Raw genomic sequence first — 17807 nt, forward strand, 5'->3', positions numbered from 1 at the left:
CCGCCGGAACGGCACGGCCTGCTGAAAGTGTCGGGGCGGCACGACCCGCCCCTCCCCCTCTAGTACTTCAGAGATCAGAACTTATAGCGGGCCGACAGCATGTAGCGGGGGCCGGACTGCGCCAGGCTGAGCACCATCATATCGGTGCGGCCATGGACCCGCTGCAACTCGTCGGTCAGGTTGATCGCCTCGAACTGCACGCTCAGGTTCTTGTTGATCGCATAACCGACGCTCAAGTCGACCTGGCCGTACGGTTCCACGTACTGCGGATTGGCGCCCGCGAGGTCGGTGGTGGACGACAGGAACTCTCCGCGCCAGTTATAGGCCGCGCGGATGCTCCATTTGTTGTCCTCGTAAATGCCGACCAGGTTGGCCGAGTTGCTCAGGCCCACCAGCGCGAACTGGTCGCCGGCGCTGGCGTTGTTGAATGCCAGTCCAGCCTTCACGTAGGTGTAGTTGGCCTGCACGCCGAAGCCGCTGCTGCCGAACATATGCTGCCAGTTGATTTCCGCGCCATGCACGTTGGCCGACTTGGCATTGACGTAGCTGGTGGTCTGGAAATTGATGACCGGATCGAACGACTGGCCGGTGATGGTGCCGGTGATTTCACCTTTCTCGTTGTCCGGCCCGCGTGCCACGCCGGGCTGGCCGTTGAAGTTCTTGAAGATGAAGTTACGGATACAGGCGGTGTCGGTGACGATACAGCCGCCAGCCAGCGCCGCGTTCCAGTACTTGCCGCCCACCGGCGTGTGCAGGCCGGCCTGCGGGATGTCGGTCACCGACTGTCCGGCGTAGTTGTTCAGCTTTTTATTGAACAGGCCGAGCGAGACCAGGCTGCGCTGGTTGTAATACCATTCGGCCGACAGGTCCAGGTTCTTGGACTTGACCGGTTTCAGCGCCGGGTTGCCGGTCGATGCGCTGTCGCCGTTGACGTTCGCCGTGGCGCCGATGGTGGTGCCGCCCTGGATCTGGTCGTAGCGCGGCCGGCCGATGGTTTCGCCGTAGCTGGCGCGCACCTTGAAGTCCGAACGCAGGTCGGCATCCCAGTCCACGCTAGGCAGCACGTTGTTGTACTTGCCGCTCTGCGAGGTGAACGCCTTGCCGGCGAAGGTGACCGGGAATTCGTTCTGCGACACCCAGCGTATCTCGCTCGGCGTCTGCGACAGCGCGGTCGACAGCACGTCGGTCTTCTCGAAGCGCAGGCCGATGCCGGTATGCATAGGAATCGCCGTATCCCACTCGGTCGACAGCTGCACGTAGGCCGACTTGGATTTCTCCTCGGTGCGGCGGTCGTAGTCCGGATTGGCCAGGCTAGGCATGTACAGCGCCGGCTTGCCGGTGGCGTCCGAGACCACCTGGCGGACCGCGGCGAAGTTGAAGGTGTGGATCTGGTTGAACAGTGCCGGATCGTCCACGCCGTCCATCTTGCCGAAGTACTTGCGCAGGTCGTCGGCCTTGAACAGCGACTGCGGATAGTCGGAGGCCTTGGTGGCTCCGCCCCAGCTATCGCTCTGCACCTGCTGGAAGGCCGAACGGTTGTTGACCTTGGTCGCCGCCAGGCCGAAGTTCAGGTTCGAGCTATCGGCCACCTTCCAGCTGCCGCTGGCCTGGGCCTGGTCGATCTTCATCTTCTGGTAGCCTTCCTGGAACCAGGAGCCGGACACCTGCATCGGTGCTTTGATGAAGTCGGCGCCCTGGATGCTCAGCACCGGCATCTCATGCGAGAAGTCCACGCGGGTGTTGCCGCGGCTGAAGCTGACGGTGGCCAGGTTGTTGGCCGAGCCGAACGGGCTGTCTTTCATCGATTCGGCGGTCGAGTGGTGCGCGTCGAAGATGAACTTCAGGTCGGCGTTCGGTTTCCATGCCGCGTTGAAGCCCAGCGACTTGTTTTCCGACTTGGTGGCGTAGTCGCCGCCGTTCATGGCGATATCCTGCGCCGTGACGTTTTCCTGGTAGAAGATCGGCGAAGCGATCGGGCCGCCGGTCCACGAGCTCACCGACGGACCCATGTTGAACCAGGCGCTCAGCTCGTGCGACTTGGTCTGGATCTTGTTCTGCGAGTAGGTGTAGTCCAGCGTGGTGACCAGTTCCTTGACCGGCTTGAACTGCAGGGTCAGCTGGCCGTTGGTGCGCTGGCGCTGCATGCCCTTCATGAAGTAGGAAATGTTCTGCGGCACCGAGTACACGTCGCCCGGCTTCGGACGGTTGGTGATGTCGCCCGAACCGGTCGTGCCCGGCTGCGGAATCGTGCCCCAGTTGTTTTCGTCGCCGCGGAACGGGCCGCGCCAGCCGTTGGTGATGCCGGCCGTGTTGACGCCCATGTTGCGCTCTTGGTAGCTGCCCGACACCGCCACGCCGAACATGCCGTCGGCGAAGGTGTTGCTGTAGATGCCGGAGACTTCGGGCGTCAGCGAGTTCGATGCCTTGTCCTCGTCCGGCAGGTGCTTGTTCGAGGTGTCGTACACGCCCTTGATGCCGACGCTGGCCTGCAGGCCCGGACGGTCGAACGGCCGCGCGGTCATGATGTTGATGGTGGCGCCGATGCCGCCCGGCGGGGTGTCGGCGCGGCTGGTCTTGTAGACCTGGATCTGCGAGATCGATTCCGAGGCCAGGTTGGAGAAGTCGAAGGCGCGGCCGGACAGGTCGCCCAGGTTCGAGGTCGGCATCTGGCGGCCGTTCAGCAGCACCATGTTCAGGTCGGGGCCGACGCCGCGGACGGTGACTTTCTGCCCTTCGCCGTTGCTGCGGTCGATCGAGACGCCGGAAATGCGCTGCAGCGACTCGGCCAGGTTGGTGTCCGGGAACTTACCGATGTCGTCGGCGACGATGCCGTCGACCACGCCGTCGGAATTGCGCTTCAGGTTCAGCGTCGACTGCATACTGGCGCGGATACCGGTCACGACCACTTTAGGGGCATCGACCGGCTCCTCGGCGGCCTTGACCGCGTCCTGAGCGTAGGCTGGCGAGAAGCTGGCGCAAGCGCCCGCCACCGCCAGGCTGATCAACCGGCGGCGGCTCAGCGGATTTCCTGAAATCGTTTTCATATTTTTATGCACTTCATCTCCTGTTCATCTTATTTGTATTTATATTTCTCCGACACTGATCGAGCACGTCGAGGCAAGGTCGGAAGTGGTGGCACAACAAACAACTGCGGCAAGACTGTTCGACTTAATGAAATCGAATGACAAATGGATAAGGCAAACTCAGGATATGAGAAAAAAATACATTCGTCAATTGATCGAACGAATTAGCCGCACCGAATTTGGGCGATGTTGTAAGGACGCACCACATGCGGGCGCGCGGCCGCCGGACGTCCGGCCTGAGCGACTGATAGTCGATGTTACGGCGTTCGTGTATGATCCCGAGACCCCATACTCAAGAACGTGACCTATGATCGTCGCCGGCGACCAGCAGCTACTCAAGCAAATCAATCGCATGGCCCTGGTGCGCCAGCTGTGCAGCGAGCCGGGCTTGTCGCGCGCGGCGCTGGCCGAGAAGGTCGGCCTGACCAAGTCCACCGTCAGCCTGCTGGTGCGCGAACTGATGGACGAGGGCTGGCTCGGCGAAAGCGAGCTGCGCGCCACCGGCGCGCTGGGCCGCCGCGCCACGCCGCTGCACATCGACGGCACCCGCCTGGCGCTGCTGGGCGCCGACCTGGGCATCGGCGCGGCGCGCGTGGTCGCCACCGATCTGCTGGGCAAGGTGCTGGCCGAGCGCGCCATCCCCTACACCGACGCCGCCGACACCGCGGCCTGCATCGGCCTGATGGCGGACGCGCTGATCGAAATGACGCAGGCCGGCGGCGAGCTGGCCGGCCGCACCATGCTGGGCGTGGGCATCGGCCTGCACGGCGTGGTCGACGACGCCACCGGCGTGCTGCACTACGCGCCCCACCTGGGCTGGCGCAATGTCGACGTGGCCAGCCAGATGCGCGCGCACTTCGCCGGCACCGCGCTGTCGGACCTGCCGCTGTTCATCCAGAACGAAGCGAACGTGGCGGCGCTGGCCGAGCTGGAGTTTTCCGGCCAGATCGGCGCCGACCCGCTGATCTACCTGAGCATCGGCTACGGCGTCGGCGCCGGCATCATCGTCAACGGCCGCCTGCTGACCGGCTTGTACGGTTTCGCGGGCGAGGTCGGCCACACCATCCTGCAGCAGGGCGGACCGCCGTGCTCGTGCGGACGGCGCGGCTGCGCCGACGCGCTGATCGGCCTGCAGGCCCTGATGGACGAGGTGTATGGCAAGCTGGGCAACGCCGGCCCGGAGCAGCTGGAACAGCTGTTCGCGCAATCGGAGGCCGGCGAGCCGGCGGCCTGCAAGGCGGTCGAGGCGGCGGGCCGCAACCTCGGCGTGCTGTTGAATAACCTGTGGGTGGCGTTCGACCCGATGTGCATCGTCATCGGCGGCGCCGCGCTGCGCCTGGGCGACCGCTTCATCGAGCCGGGCCGCAAGGTGCTGCTCGACTGCGCCAGCGCCACGCTGCTGCCGGCGCCGACCATCCGCACGCCGCACTTCGGCGCCAACGCCATCGCCATCGGCGGCGCCGCCATGGCGCGCCATTATCTGATGCGGCCGTTCGTCGGCCAGGGCGTCGCCCGCCGCGGCGGCAGCAAGGTGGCCGAGCTGCCGCCGGCGCTGACGGCCGGCTTCTGGGCCTGGAGCTGAACCGTTCGTTCAGGCCGGCGGCAATTTGCGCAGGCTGCCGATCAGGGCCATGACGGACAGCAGCAGTCCGGCGCCGACGATGACCTCGACCCACACGCCCGGCAAGGGGCCGGGTTCGGCGCGGGCCGGATCGAGCAGCTTGCCGAAGAAACTGAAGTAGCCCATGCCCAGCGCGCAACCCCATGCCGCGGACAGGAAGCGCTGGCCGTCGGCGGCGTTGATGCGGCTGCGCCAGGCCGCGTACAACAGCAGGCTGCCGAGCAGGACGTCGTCCAGCCAGAACAGGATATGCGTGCCGGCGCTGATCTGGTGCCAGCGGCGCACGGTTTCGGCGATCGGCAGCAAGAGGCCGAACACCAGGGCAAGACGGCGGCTGTAGGTATAGGTCATGCCCCCGACGATACGGCAGAGCGATTGAAATGGCAATCGCCGCAAAAAAAACGGGGCCGGACGCTTGCACGTCCGGCCCCATCATCAGCCGGCAGCCGAAGCTGCCCACTTAAAATCGATTACTGCAGTTTGATTTCGACATCGACGCCAGCTGGCAGGTCCAGCTTCATCAGTGCGTCAACGGTCTTGTCGGTTGGGTCGACGATGTCCATCAGGCGCTGGTGGGTGCGGATTTCGAACTGGTCGCGCGAGGTCTTGTTGACGTGTGGCGAACGCAGAACGTCGAAACGCTGGATGCGGGTTGGCAATGGGACTGGGCCCTTGACAACGGCGCCGGTGCGCTTAGCGGTGTCAACGATTTCCAGTGCGGACTGGTCGATCAGCTTGTAGTCGAAAGCTTTCAGGCGAATGCGGATTTTCTGGTTTGGTGCGGACATGATAATTCCTCAAAAGAGCGAACTGGCAACTATGTAGCGCCAGCAATGTTTAAAAGAACGAGTTTGGTACGACTGGGCCGATATGGTATCACACCATATCGGCCCGGTTTCAATCCAGCTTAAAAATTAAGCCAGGATCTTCGCTACAACGCCTGCACCAACGGTACGGCCACCTTCGCGGATCGCGAAGCGCAGACCTTCTTCCATCGCGATCGGGTTGATCAGCTTGACGGTGATCGACACGTTGTCGCCTGGCATAACCATTTCTTTGTCCGCTGGCAGTTCGATCGAACCGGTCACGTCAGTCGTACGGAAGTAGAACTGTGGACGATAGTTGTTGAAGAACGGGGTGTGACGGCCGCCTTCGTCTTTCGACAGGACATAGATCTCGCCGGTGAAGTGGTTGTGCGGCTTGATCGAGCCTGGCTTCGCCAGAACCTGACCACGCTGTACGTCTTCACGCTTGGTGCCGCGCAGCAGCAGACCGACGTTGTCGCCTGCCTGACCCTGGTCCAGCAGCTTGCGGAACATTTCCACGCCGGTGCAAGTGGTTTTGACGGTGTCGGTGATGCCGACGATTTCGATCTCTTCGCCGACCTTGACGATACCGCGCTCAACGCGACCGGTAACGACGGTGCCGCGACCCGAGATCGAGAACACGTCTTCCACTGGCATCAGGAAGGCGCCGTCCACTGCGCGCTCTGGCGTAGGGATGTAGGAATCCAGTGCGTCGGCCAGGGCCATGATGGCTTGCTCGCCCAGAGGACCGGTGTCGCCGTCCAGTGCCTTACGTGCCGAACCTTTGATGATCGGCAGGTCGTCGCCTGGGAACTCGTATTTCGACAGCAGCTCGCGCACTTCCATTTCAACCAGTTCCAGCAGCTCTTCGTCGTCGACCAGGTCGCACTTGTTCAGGAACACGACGATGTATGGAACGCCAACCTGACGCGCCAGCAGGATGTGCTCGCGGGTCTGTGGCATCGGGCCGTCGGCTGCGGAGCAAACCAGGATCGCGCCGTCCATCTGTGCCGCGCCGGTGATCATGTTTTTGATGTAGTCGGCGTGGCCTGGGCAGTCAACGTGCGCGTAGTGGCGCGCTGCGGTTTCGTACTCGACGTGGGCGGTGTTGATGGTGATGCCGCGTGCTTTTTCTTCTGGTGCCGCATCGATCTGGTCGTATGCTTTAGCTTCGCCGCCGAATTTTTTCGACAGAACAGTTGCGATCGCAGCGGTCAGGGTGGTCTTGCCGTGATCAACGTGACCGATGGTGCCAACGTTGACGTGCGGCTTAGTCCGTTCGAATTTACCTTTTGCCATTTTATTCTTCCTTAGAACAATGTTTTAAATATGCGGCCAGGGGATCCTCCCCGGCCGCAAAAAATACAAAAATTACTTAGCTTTAGCAGTGACGATCGCGTCGATAACGTGCTTAGGCGCTTCCGAGTAGTGCTTGAATTCCATCGTGTAGGTAGCGCGACCTTGCGTTGCGGAACGCAGGGTGGTCGAGTAACCGAACATTTCCGACAGCGGCACTTCAGCTTTGATGATCTTGCCACCGCCGCCTGGGATCTCGTCCATGCCCTGCACCATGCCGCGGCGGGACGACAGGTCGCCCATCACGGTACCGGCGTAGTCTTCCGGCGTTTCCACTTCCACCGCCATCATTGGCTCCAGGATGACTGGCGACGCTTTGCGGCAGCCTTCCTTGAATGCCATCGAAGCGGCCATCTGGAACGCGTTTTCGTTCGAGTCCACATCGTGGTACGAACCGAAGAACAGCGTGACCTTGACGTCGACCACTGGGTAGCCGGCCAGAACACCGGTGTTCAGCGTGCCGCGCACACCCTTCTCAACCGCAGGGATGTATTCGCGTGGAACCGTGCCGCCCTTGATGGCGTCAACGAATTCGAAGCCCTTGCCCGGTTCTTGCGGTTCGATCTTCAGCACCACGTGACCGTATTGACCACGACCGCCCGACTGCTTGACGAACTTGCCTTCGGATTCTTCGCAGGCCTTGCGGATCGTTTCGCGGTAGGCAACCTGTGGCTTGCCGACGGTTGCTTCGACGCCGAATTCGCGCTTCATGCGGTCAACGATAATTTCCAGGTGCAGCTCGCCCATACCACCGATGATGGTCTGGCCCGACTCTTCGTCGGTCTTGACGCGGAACGACGGATCTTCCTGAGCCAGACGGTTCAGTGCCAGACCCATTTTTTCCTGGTCGGCCTTGGTTTTTGGTTCCACGGCCTGTTGAATCACCGGCTCGGGGAAGACCATGCGTTCCAGAATGATGATCGAGGTCGGATCGCACAGGGTTTCGCCCGTGGTCACGTCTTTCAGGCCAACGGCGGCGGCGATGTCGCCGGCGCGCACTTCTTTGATCTCTTCGCGCTGGTTGGCGTGCATCTGCAGAATACGACCCAGACGCTCTTTACGGCCTTTGACCGAGTTGTACACGGTGTCGCCCGAATTGATGGCGCCCGAGTACACGCGGAAGAAGGCCAGCTGGCCGACGAACGGGTCGGTCATGATCTTGAAAGCCAGCGCCGAGAACTTCTCGTCGTCCGATGCTTTACGGGTGGTCGGCTGTTCGTCCTCGTCGGTACCGCCGACGTCGTCGATGTCCAGTGGCGACGGCAGGTATTCGATGACCGCGTCCAGCATGGCCTGTACGCCCTTGTTTTTAAAGGCGGTACCGCACATCATCGGCACGATCTCGGAAGCGATGGTGCGTTCGCGCAGCGCTTTCTTGATCTCGGCTTCGGACAGGTCGCCCTCTTCCAGGTACTTGTTCATCAGGTCTTCCGACGCTTCGGCAGCGACTTCGACCATCTTCTCGCGCCACTCGGCGGCCGACGCTGCCAGTTCCGCAGGAATGTCGACGTAGTCGAACTTCATGCCTTGCGACGCGTCGTCCCACAGGATCGCTTTCATCTTGACCAGATCGATCACGCCCTTGAAGGTGTCTTCAGCGCCGATCGGGATCTGGATCAGGACCGGGTTCGCCTTCAGGCGAGCGCGCATCTGCTCGTAGACCTTGAAGAAGTTGGCGCCGGTACGGTCCATCTTGTTGACGAAGGCCAGACGTGGCACTTTGTACTTGTTGGCCTGACGCCATACGGTTTCCGACTGTGGCTGTACACCGCCCACTGCGCAGTAAACCATGCAAGCGCCGTCCAGAACGCGCATCGAACGTTCCACTTCGATGGTGAAGTCGACGTGGCCTGGGGTATCGATGATGTTGATGTGGTGTTCTGGGAAGTTGTTAGCCATGCCTTTCCAGAAGCAGGTGGTCGCAGCCGAGGTAATGGTGATACCGCGCTCTTGTTCCTGTTCCATCCAGTCCATGGTGGCGGCGCCATCGTGAACTTCACCGATCTTGTGGTTCACGCCCGTGTAGAACAGAACGCGTTCGGTGGTGGTGGTCTTACCTGCATCGATGTGAGCGGAGATACCGATATTGCGGTAGCGCTCGATGGGGGTCTTGCGGGCCATAATTATTCCTAAATCTTTGAATGGACAAAACCGAGCGCCATTTTTGCTGACAAAAATGAGCCCGGCCTCGAACAACAGATAACAACCAGACCGCGAAGGGCCTGGCCGATTTTATTAGAAGCGGAAGTGCGAGAACGCCTTGTTCGCTTCAGCCATACGGTGGACTTCGTCACGCTTCTTCATCGCACCGCCGCGGCCTTCAGCCGCTTCCATCAGCTCACCGCCGAGGCGTTGTGGCATGGATTTTTCGCTGCGCTTGTTCGCAGCTTCGCGCAGCCAGCGCATGGACAGAGCCATACGACGCACTGGACGGACTTCAACCGGCACCTGGTAGTTTGCACCACCGACGCGACGGGATTTCACTTCAACCAGCGGCTTGGCGTTGTTGATCGCGGTAGCGAACACTTCCAGCGGGTCTTTGCCGGATTTAGCGGCGATGTGCTCGAAGGCACCGTAGATGATGTTTTCAGCGACCGATTTTTTACCGGACAGCATCAGAACGTTCACGAACTTGGCGACATCCGTGTTGCCGAATTTTGGATCCGGCAGGATCTCGCGCTTGGGTACTTCACGACGACGTGGCATGTTAATTCCTTCCTATCTTCAGTTGAGTGTCACCTGCTTGGACACTCGCGGCAGACCATCAAAGTCTCCCACTTACTCGGTCTCGCGACCGGCTCAACTCAGTTAATTTGCAATTACTTCTTGGCTTGTTTAGCGCGCTTGGTACCGTATTTCGAGCGAGCTTGCTTACGGTCTTTAACGCCCTGGGTATCCAGTGCACCGCGAACCATGTGGTAACGCACACCCGGCAAGTCTTTGACACGACCGCCGCGCAGCAGAACAACGCTGTGCTCTTGCAGATTGTGGCCTTCGCCGCCGATGTACGAAATGACTTCGAAACCGTTGGTCAGACGCACTTTGGCGACTTTACGCAAAGCCGAGTTAGGCTTCTTAGGAGTGGTGGTGTACACGCGAGTGCACACGCCACGCTTTTGCGGGCTGTTTTCCAGCGCCGGCGATTTGCTTTTCACGGTCAGGGCGACGCGTGGATTGCGAATCAGTTGATTGATGGTTGGCATCGTTCTAAACCCAACTAAATTACAACGTTGAACACCCGGACGGTTGTCCGGGGACTAAAACCTAGTCTCTATCTACGGCGGCAAAGGAGGCGCGAATAGCCACTCGCGGGGAGCGGCTTGAAACAGCGTATACGATGCGCAGAATAAATTGAGAACTCGCGAGTATAGACGTGGTTGGGGCGCCAGTCAATCTATTTCGCGGCAGCATGCGGCCGGCACGGCCTGTAAGGCGGCCTGCAAAAACTCGCTGCAAGTGCAAGAAAGACTTGATAATAGCATCAATTTCTTTCAGTCCGTCCTTATGCGATCCCTGTTGCGCCCCGCCCCCGTGTTTGTCCTCGCAAGCTACCTGCTGCTGTCACTTGTTCCCTGCGTGCCAATTTTGCTAGGAAGGCAAGTGCCGGAGCTCGCGCATGTGCTGGCGGTCGAGCTGCTGGCCTGGGCGACGGTGTGGGGCGTGCTGCAGCGCCCGGCCTGGTTCCACTGGCTGCTGCTTCCGGCCTGCCTGGCGCTGCCGACCGAGATCTATCTGTTCATGTACTACGGCCAGGGCATCTCCACCCACCACCTGGGCATCATCGCCGAGACCAGCCCCAAGGAAGCGATGGAATTCCTCGGCAGGAAGGTATGGCTGATGGGCGCGGTGATGCTGGGCGTGATCGCCTGGTGGATCGCGCTGCAGATCGCCGCCCGCCGCAGTCCGGAACTGGCCTGGCGCGGCAAGTCGCGCTGGATCGTGCTCTCTCTATTAGTGGTGCTGGCCGGTTTCTGGACCTATGGCTGGGAATTCGGCGTGCGCGCCAAGCCGGCGCCCAAGGCCGCCAAGGCGTCCGCCGCGGCCAAGCCGGCCGGATCGGCGTTCGGCTCCGCCATCAGTTCCGCCCTCAGCCACATGGGCTTGAGCGCATCGGCCGCCGACGCCGAGGAGGAAGAGGACGCCGAAGAAGATGTCCCGCCCGAGCACGCCGCCGTCGAGGGCGCCAACCGCAGCGGCTGGCACTGGGCCGCCATGCCGTGGTGGACGCGCTCGCCGCTCGGCTTCGACGACCTCGCCTCCTCCTGGCCGTTCGGCCTGACGGCGCGCGGCATCGACTTCTACAAAGAGCGCCGCTACCTGGCCGAACTGGGGCAACGCAGCAACAGCTTCAGCTTCAAGGCGCACCAGCCGGAGCACAACGACCGCCCGGAGATCGTCATCATGGTGATCGGCGAATCGTCGCGCTACGACCGCTGGAGCGTCAACGGCTACGCGCGCGACACCAACCCGCTGCTCAAGCAGGAAGCCAACCTGGTGACCTTGCCGGACGTGATCACGGCGGTCTCGGCCACGCGGCTGTCGGTGCCGGTCATCATCTCGCGCAAGCCGTCGATGCAAAGCCTGAAAGACGGCTTCTCGGAAAAATCCTTCCTCACCGCCTACAAGGAAGCGGGCTTCAAGACCTACTGGCTATCGAACCAGATCTCGTTCGGCCAGTTCGACACGCCGGTGTCGGTGTTCGCCAAGGAAGCGGACGTGATCCAGTTCATGAACCTGGGTGGCTTCACCAACAACTCCAACTTCGACCAGATCTTGCTGGAGCCGCTGCAGCACGCGATCGCCGACCCGGCGCCGAAAAAGCTGATCGTGCTGCACACGCTGGGCAACCACTGGAACTACAGCCAGCGCTACCCGAAGGATTTCGATCGCTGGCAGCCGTCGCTGTTCGGCGTCGACAAGCCGGTCTACACCGACACCAAGATCAAGCCGCAGCTCAACAACAGCTACGACAACTCCATCCTGTACACGGACTGGTTCCTGTCGCAGGTGATCGGCCAATTGAAGGGCACGCAGCAGCTGACCTCGATGGTGTATGTCGCCGACCATGGCCAGACGCTGTACGACGGCACATGCAACCTCGCCTTCCACGGCCACAACACGCAATACGAATTCCACGTACCGGCGCTGGTCTGGTACTCGGACGAATACAAGGAACGCTATCCGGAAAAGATCCGGCAGCTGATCCGCCACCGCAAGGCGCGGCTGGCGACGGAAAACATCTTCCACACGCTGCTGGACCTGGGCGACATCCAGTACGAAGACGAAAAGCTGGAATGGAGTTTCATCAACAAGCAATTCAAGCAGCACAAGCGCTATGTCGACAGCTACGGCTGGAGCAACTATGACAATGCCAAATTCAAAGGCGACTGCCGCGAGGTGATGGACAAAGGCAAGCCCCTCAAGCAGGAAAAATAAGGAGTATCTGCATGAGCATCTGTATCGCGGCGGCGCAGTCGCCGTCCATCGCGGGAGACATCGAGGCCAATGTCCGCACGCATCTGCAATTTATCGAGGCCGCGCGGGCGGAGGGCGTGGAGCTGCTGCTGTTTCCCGAGCTATCGCTGTGCGGCTACGAGCTGCCGCTGCTGCGCGACTGCCTGCTGACGCCGGACGATGGGAGACTGAAGGCTATCCGCGCAGCCGCGTCGGCAACCGGCATGACGATCATCGTCGGCGCGCCGATCAGCGACGACGGCGCGGCATCGCCGTTTATCGCCAGCTTCGAGTTCGCGCCGGACGGCACGGTCACCATCTATCGCAAGCAATACCTGCATGACGGTGAAGAGCGCTACGCGCAACCCGGCGCCATCGGCGCGCACTGCCGCGCGCTGAAAGGCCACCGCTACGCGCAAGGCATCTGCGCCGACACCACCCGCCACGCCCATGCGGCTGCCGCGGCGGAAGCTGGCGCCTCGGTCTATCTTGCAGGCGTATTGATTTCCAAAGGCGGCTACGCGGCCGATGCGGCCAAGTTGCAAAGCTACGCAGCGGACTTCGGCATGGGCGTCATGATCGCCAATCACGCCGCGCCATCCGGCGGTTACGAAGCCGCCGGCCGCAGCGCCTTCTGGGCTCCGGGCGGCAGCCTGCTGGTGCAAGCCGAAGGGCCCGGCAACTGCCTCGTCATCGCACGGGAGCACAATGGCTGGAGCGGCCAGGTCACGCCTGCTCTATAGTTCTTGGACTGCGCGGATTGGCACTAGGCCGGCTTGTGCACCATCAGCCAATACACCACCAGCAGCGCGGCGAAGGCCGGGAAGCCCAGCGCGGTCCAGATTTTTTCGTAGCGCCAGTAGCGGCCGGGCAGCGGCTGGCCGGTGCGCGCTGCTTCGGCAGCCATGTCGCGCATCTTAAGCTGCAGCCAGACAACCGGCAGCCAGCAGATCCCCGCCAGCGCGTACAGCGCGATCGACCACACGATCCACTGCGACGACATCGGAAAACCCGCCAGGTGGATCATCCACAACCCCGACAGCGGCTGGATGATCACCGACGGCGTGGTGAACCACCAATCCGCCTTGGCCACGAGCCGCGTGACGACCGCGATCGCCGGCACGTCGCCGCTGCGATTTACGAAGAACATATAAAACGCCGTGCCGAAGCCGGTGCCGAACATCAGCGTGGCCGACAGGATGTGCAGCCATTTGATTGCAAGGTAGTCCATCGTCTTATCCTTTCCTGGGGCTCAAGCGCCACATCACCAGCATCAGCGCCAGCAGCGGCAGGTTCTTGCTCAACGGTCCGAACGGATGCAGCCAGAAGCCGGGCAGGCACGCGCTCATGACCGCCGTGTAGCCGCCCACCAGCGCCAGCTGCGCTGCCCACAGCCAGCGGCGCGGACGCAACAACAGCAACACGCCGATCGCAGCATCCAGTACGCTGGCCGAGAGCAGCACATGCTCCAGCCAACCGGCCGGCACGCCGCAGGCGGCCAACCACGCCATGCTGTCCGCGTGCGGCCAGGCGAACCACGAAACGTAAGCAGTGGTCAGCCACAGCACGGCCATCGCAACGGTGGCCAGCATTCGCCCCCAAGCCCACGCCGCGACGATGCGATGATCCGGCCGCGCGAACCGCGCAGGATCGCGCATCGGCCGGCCGAGCATGGCGGCGGCCGCTGCGGCGTCTGCAGTGTTGCTGCCATCCGCGCTTTGCTCAAGCATCAGCAACGACTCCGGCGTCAGCGGGCTGGATGGATTCAGCACCGCCGCGTGAGCGATTATCCGCGCCACCGGCATCGGCAAGTCCAGCACCAGCGCCGGCGGCGCCTTCATCCCGTCACGCAAGGCGCCGAGATAGCCGGCCATCGTCGTCACCCGCGGGCCGACCACCGCCAGCTCGCGCGGCACGCTTTCCGCCATCACCAGCTTGACCAGCACCGCCGCCAGGTCGTCGACATGGATCGCTTGCACTTTGGCCCCCTGCGCCATCGGCATCATCAACACCGGCAAAGTCGCCAGCATGCGGAACACCGCGCTGCTGACGCCGTCGTCGCCGTACACCAGCGATGGCCGGACAATCGTCGAGCTCAAGCCGCGCGCCATCAGATCCACTTCGGCCGCACCCTTGCTGCGCCAGTACCCGGTGGCCGCATCTGGATGGCTGCCCAGCGCCGACACTTGCACCACCCGCCGCACGCCCAGCCGCTCGCAAGCCGCAAACACCGCCATCGGCGCGGTGCGATGCAGGCGGTCGAAATCGCCCTCGCGCTCTTCGCGGATGATGCCGACACAATTGACCACCGCATCGAAGCCGGACAGCAACGGCAGCCAGTCCTGCTCCCGCGTCATGCTGCCGAAGTCGAGTTCCAACCAGTCAGCGGCACGCTCATCGGGCGGACGATGGCGGCTGGCGCCGATCGCCGTGCGGCCGGCTGCACGTAACGCGCGCAGCGCATGGCGGCCGATCAGTCCAGTAGCTCCCAGTACCAGCACTTTCATACCATCTCCTTGAGTTATGCCAGGCTACGCAGCGCGTCTTCCAGATGCGGGTAGCGGAATGCGAACCCGCTGCTCTTCAGGCGCTCCGGCGCGACGCGCTGGCCTTCGAGCAGCAGGTCGGCCTGCTCGCCCAACATCAGCCGCATCGGCCAGCCCGGCGTCGGGAAACCATAGGGGCGCCGCAGCACCTTGGCGGCGACGCGGCTGAACTGCGCCTGCGAGAGACTCTCCGGCGCCGTGAAATTGTAGATGCCCGAACCGCCTGTCCGGCACAGGTGGGCGATGCCGCCGATCAGGTCGTCCACGTGGATCCAGGACAGCCATTGCGTGCCGCCGCCCAAGGGGCCGCCCAGCCCCAGCTTGACCGGCAACAGCATCATCGGCAGCGCGCCCTGCGTTCCCAGCACCAGCCCGAAGCGCATGCAGGCCACGCCGACGCCGTGCGCAGCGGCGCCTTGCGCGGCCTGCTCCCACTCGCGGCACAGGTCGGACATGAACATCGCCTGAGCGCCATGCGTCTCGGTCAGCGGCGTGTCGTCGCCGCGCCGTTGAATGCCGTAGTAGCCGATCGCCGATGCCGACAACATCAAGGCCGGCTTGTCTTCCGCCGCCGCGATCCACGCCACCACCCTGCGCGTCAGCTCGACACGGCTCTTGTGCAAGGCGGCGCGGCGCGCAGCCGTCCAGCGCCAGCCCAGGATGCGCGCGCCGGCCAGGTTGATGACCACATCGATCCGGCGTGAAGTCGGCAACTGGTCCATGCTCGTCACGCACTCCACGCGGCCGTCGAACATCCAGGCCGCCTGGCGCGCCTGGCGGGTCAGCACGGTAACGCGGTGACCATCGCGCAGCAAGGCGCGCACCAGCCTCTGGCCGATGAAACCGGTGGCGCCGGTGACCAGGAAACCGCGCTCCGTATCGGCGAAACGCACCGCCGCAGCGATATCGCGCGCGGCCAGCTTGCCGATCGTCCGCGCAGCCCATGCATCGCGCATGCCGGACAAGGCCACGCCGACGCCGCATGCCGCGAGGAACACGCTCAACGCGCCGTGCGGCTGCCAGACCAACGCCGCCGGCATCGCCGCCCACTGCGGCGTATTCAGCGCCAGCAGCGCGATGAACGCACCGCCGTTCATCGCCAGCACCGTATGCGTGACGCGCTCGGTCGCCGGCAACAGGCGCGTACGGTCTTCGACGACGAAATCCCACAGCGTCAGTACGATTTCAACCGCAAAGACCAACAGCAGCACCAGCGCCCATCCGCCGTGGAACGCCCAGCCGGCGAGGCCCAGGAACAGCGCGCTGTAGATCAATGACCGCACCGCATGGATGGACAATTCGCGCCGCGCGCTGGCACGCCCGGGCAGCGCTTCCGTCAGCTCGTGGTGGTAAAGCGTATCGAAGGCGCCGAGGCAACCCTGGAAAGCCATCAACTGCAAGGCCAGTAAATGCGTGTTCATGCCGTCACCTCGTGGAATACCCCTGCTTGTGTGAAGGTCGTCCCAAACAGGACGTGCCGGATCTCGATGCGGATGTCGAACTGGTTGGCGCTGTTATTGCGGTGGCACAGGAAGGTCTTGCCCGGGGTGAGTACGCCCGGCAGCGGGATGCGCACGCCGAACAGGTCCCAGAAGTATCCATCGCTTTCAAAATGCAGATTGCCGTCCCGAACATCCAGTACCAGCTTCATGCCCAGACCCATGCCGACGTACTCGAGCACCTCGCCCTTGCTGCCTTCGGCCATGAACGAAGTGAACATCACCGGGTCGCGGCCGTTGAGCCGATAGATGCGTTGCTTGAAAATCGAGGCGCAATCGGGCTTCGAATAGACCTGTATGTCGACCGGGAAGTCGGCGTCGTTGTACGGCATCAGCGCGCCCTTAATCAAGGGCATGGCCAGGTAGCCCAGCACCTTTCCCACCCCGGAGCAGGTCAGCTCCGTCAGGCGGCCACGGTAGTGCAGCGGCTTGCCGGGCAGTGGATTCTTGCCGAAGCGCGCCTGGATATCGGGATGCAGCCGGCGCCATGCCGGTCCCAGGATTTTCTTGAAAAGCTCACCTTCCGAGGGCATCATCATGACGTCGCCTTTCCAGTCTTCAGTCCCAGGTCGAGCTTGCACAGCCAGAGCAGCGGCGGCAGCATCACCGCCAGCGCGAAGGCGTCGATCCACAGGTTGATCCAGCAGTGCGCGCGCGCCGAAATCAGCATGTCCTGCGGCGCCCATACCAGCAGTCCGAGGATCAGCATGGCCCATGCGAAAGCGTTTTTCTGCTTGTCGCCCATCACGGCCAGGCCGGCCATCCAGATCGCCGCCGCCTGCACCGTCGGCCCGAACAGCGACAGCCACCAGACCTGCAGCGCCCTGGCCGCAGGCGGCGCCTCCGCATCGAAGAAGAAATCTTCGATGCCACGACGATAGCCGTCGGCGACGGCTTCCCCGGCATACAAGGGCAGCAGCACGCCAACCACCAGATGCGCGGCCACCACCCCATAGATCCAACGCACCAGCCATATTCTTGTCGTCATGATTTTTCCTTTATTTCTGTAAAAACAGAAATACAAAGTGAAATTTTTAGCCAAATGGATGCCTGCCGGTGCACACGCCCTCGGCGCACACGGACCTGCCCAACAGGCGGGAGATAAGATAGCGGTTGCGCGCGAAGCTGCGGTACATGGCGGAAAACACCGGCCGCAACGCGCGCCAGCGCAGCGGCGCCACCATCCAGCCGCGCCCCACCAGCGTGTAGGCGGCCAGCAGGCTGTCGATGCCCACCAGCAGACGCCCATCGGCGCTCAGCGCATGCATCTCCGTATTCAACGCCTGCATGCTTGCCCCCACCGGCAATGGCGAAAAGTCCGGCGCCGCGATGTCGGTAAAGCGCAGGCGGCCAGCGCCGTCCCAGCGGCGCAGGCGCGACATCTCCGTGCGGCAGAAGCCGCAGCGGCCGTCGTAATACAGCGTCAGTTCGGCACCGCTCAT

At 62.7% G+C, this 17807-nt stretch carries 16 protein-coding genes; 3 read left to right on the plus strand and 13 right to left on the minus strand.

What is annotated here, in order from left to right:
- Nucleotides 1–74 precede the first annotated feature (74 nt).
- Nucleotides 75–3044 (minus strand): TonB-dependent receptor, encoded by a 2970-nt coding sequence (locus ACEN9F_RS17065; protein WP_413421539.1) that lies wholly within the window; start codon nucleotides 3042–3044, stop codon nucleotides 75–77.
- Between the two features lie 346 nt (nucleotides 3045–3390).
- On the opposite strand from ACEN9F_RS17065, the gene ACEN9F_RS17070 reads away from it, so the two are divergent.
- The gene (locus ACEN9F_RS17070; RefSeq protein WP_413421541.1) at nucleotides 3391–4665 is read left to right on the plus strand and encodes an ROK family transcriptional regulator; all 1275 of its coding nucleotides are present in this window, start codon (nucleotides 3391–3393) and stop codon (nucleotides 4663–4665) included.
- 9 nt (nucleotides 4666–4674) lie between these two features.
- On the opposite strand, the gene ACEN9F_RS17075 is transcribed toward ACEN9F_RS17070, so the two are convergent.
- From ACEN9F_RS17075 to rpsL, 6 genes are all read right to left on the minus strand, one after another.
- Nucleotides 4675–5055 (minus strand): hypothetical protein, encoded by a 381-nt coding sequence (locus ACEN9F_RS17075; RefSeq protein WP_413421542.1) that lies wholly within the window; start codon nucleotides 5053–5055, stop codon nucleotides 4675–4677.
- A 119-nt stretch (nucleotides 5056–5174) separates the two neighbouring features.
- Nucleotides 5175–5492, minus strand: coding sequence for a 30S ribosomal protein S10 (rpsJ, locus tag ACEN9F_RS17080; RefSeq protein WP_005663509.1), 318 nt, complete (start codon nucleotides 5490–5492; stop codon nucleotides 5175–5177).
- A gap of 126 nt (nucleotides 5493–5618) precedes the next feature.
- Entirely contained in the window at nucleotides 5619–6809 is a 1191-nt protein-coding gene (gene tuf, locus ACEN9F_RS17085) for an elongation factor Tu (protein ID WP_413421545.1), read from the minus strand.
- Between the two features lie 72 nt (nucleotides 6810–6881).
- Nucleotides 6882–8987, minus strand: coding sequence for an elongation factor G (fusA, locus tag ACEN9F_RS17090; RefSeq protein ID WP_413421547.1), 2106 nt, complete (start codon nucleotides 8985–8987; stop codon nucleotides 6882–6884).
- Nucleotides 8988–9101: 114 nt separating this feature from the next.
- On the minus strand, nucleotides 9102–9572 hold the full coding sequence (gene rpsG / locus ACEN9F_RS17095) for a 30S ribosomal protein S7 (protein ID WP_008444271.1): 471 nt from the start codon (nucleotides 9570–9572) through the stop codon (nucleotides 9102–9104).
- A gap of 113 nt (nucleotides 9573–9685) precedes the next feature.
- Nucleotides 9686–10069, minus strand: a complete 384-nt coding sequence (gene rpsL / locus ACEN9F_RS17100) for a 30S ribosomal protein S12 (protein ID WP_008444270.1) — start codon at nucleotides 10067–10069, stop codon at nucleotides 9686–9688.
- A gap of 301 nt (nucleotides 10070–10370) precedes the next feature.
- On the opposite strand from rpsL, the gene ACEN9F_RS17105 reads away from it, so the two are divergent.
- Together ACEN9F_RS17105 and ACEN9F_RS17110 are read left to right on the plus strand one after the other, a co-directional pair.
- Nucleotides 10371–12302 carry a phosphoethanolamine transferase gene (locus tag ACEN9F_RS17105; protein ID WP_413421549.1) on the plus strand — a complete coding sequence of 644 codons (1932 nt, stop codon included), beginning with the start codon at nucleotides 10371–10373 and terminating at the stop codon, nucleotides 12300–12302.
- Nucleotides 12303–12313: 11 nt separating this feature from the next.
- On the plus strand, nucleotides 12314–13063 hold the full coding sequence (locus tag ACEN9F_RS17110; RefSeq protein ID WP_413421551.1) for a carbon-nitrogen hydrolase family protein: 750 nt from the start codon (nucleotides 12314–12316) through the stop codon (nucleotides 13061–13063).
- A gap of 23 nt (nucleotides 13064–13086) precedes the next feature.
- Here ACEN9F_RS17110 and ACEN9F_RS17115 read toward each other — a convergent pair whose 3' ends face one another.
- From ACEN9F_RS17115 to ACEN9F_RS17140, 6 genes are read right to left on the minus strand one after another with little or no spacing between them, the layout of a single operon-like run.
- On the minus strand, nucleotides 13087–13551 hold the full coding sequence (locus ACEN9F_RS17115; protein ID WP_413421553.1) for a DUF2269 family protein: 465 nt from the start codon (nucleotides 13549–13551) through the stop codon (nucleotides 13087–13089).
- A gap of 4 nt (nucleotides 13552–13555) precedes the next feature.
- Entirely contained in the window at nucleotides 13556–14827 is a 1272-nt protein-coding gene (locus ACEN9F_RS17120) for an SDR family oxidoreductase (RefSeq protein WP_413421555.1), read from the minus strand.
- Between the two features lie 14 nt (nucleotides 14828–14841).
- Nucleotides 14842–16287, minus strand: coding sequence for a TIGR01777 family oxidoreductase (locus tag ACEN9F_RS17125; RefSeq protein WP_413421557.1), 1446 nt, complete (start codon nucleotides 16285–16287; stop codon nucleotides 14842–14844).
- Nucleotides 16284–16904 (minus strand): DUF4166 domain-containing protein, encoded by a 621-nt coding sequence (locus ACEN9F_RS17130; protein WP_413421559.1) that lies wholly within the window; start codon nucleotides 16902–16904, stop codon nucleotides 16284–16286. Before ACEN9F_RS17130 ends, ACEN9F_RS17125 begins: the two co-directional genes overlap by 4 nt.
- Nucleotides 16901–17353 (minus strand): cell division protein, encoded by a 453-nt coding sequence (locus ACEN9F_RS17135; protein WP_413421561.1) that lies wholly within the window; start codon nucleotides 17351–17353, stop codon nucleotides 16901–16903. Before ACEN9F_RS17135 ends, ACEN9F_RS17130 begins: the two co-directional genes overlap by 4 nt.
- A gap of 46 nt (nucleotides 17354–17399) precedes the next feature.
- Nucleotides 17400–17807, minus strand: coding sequence for a thiol-disulfide oxidoreductase DCC family protein (locus ACEN9F_RS17140; RefSeq protein ID WP_413421563.1), 408 nt, complete (start codon nucleotides 17805–17807; stop codon nucleotides 17400–17402).

It is taken from the genome of Duganella sp. CT11-25, from assembly GCF_047302815.1.
Lineage (GTDB): Bacteria > Pseudomonadota > Gammaproteobacteria > Burkholderiales > Burkholderiaceae_D > Rugamonas.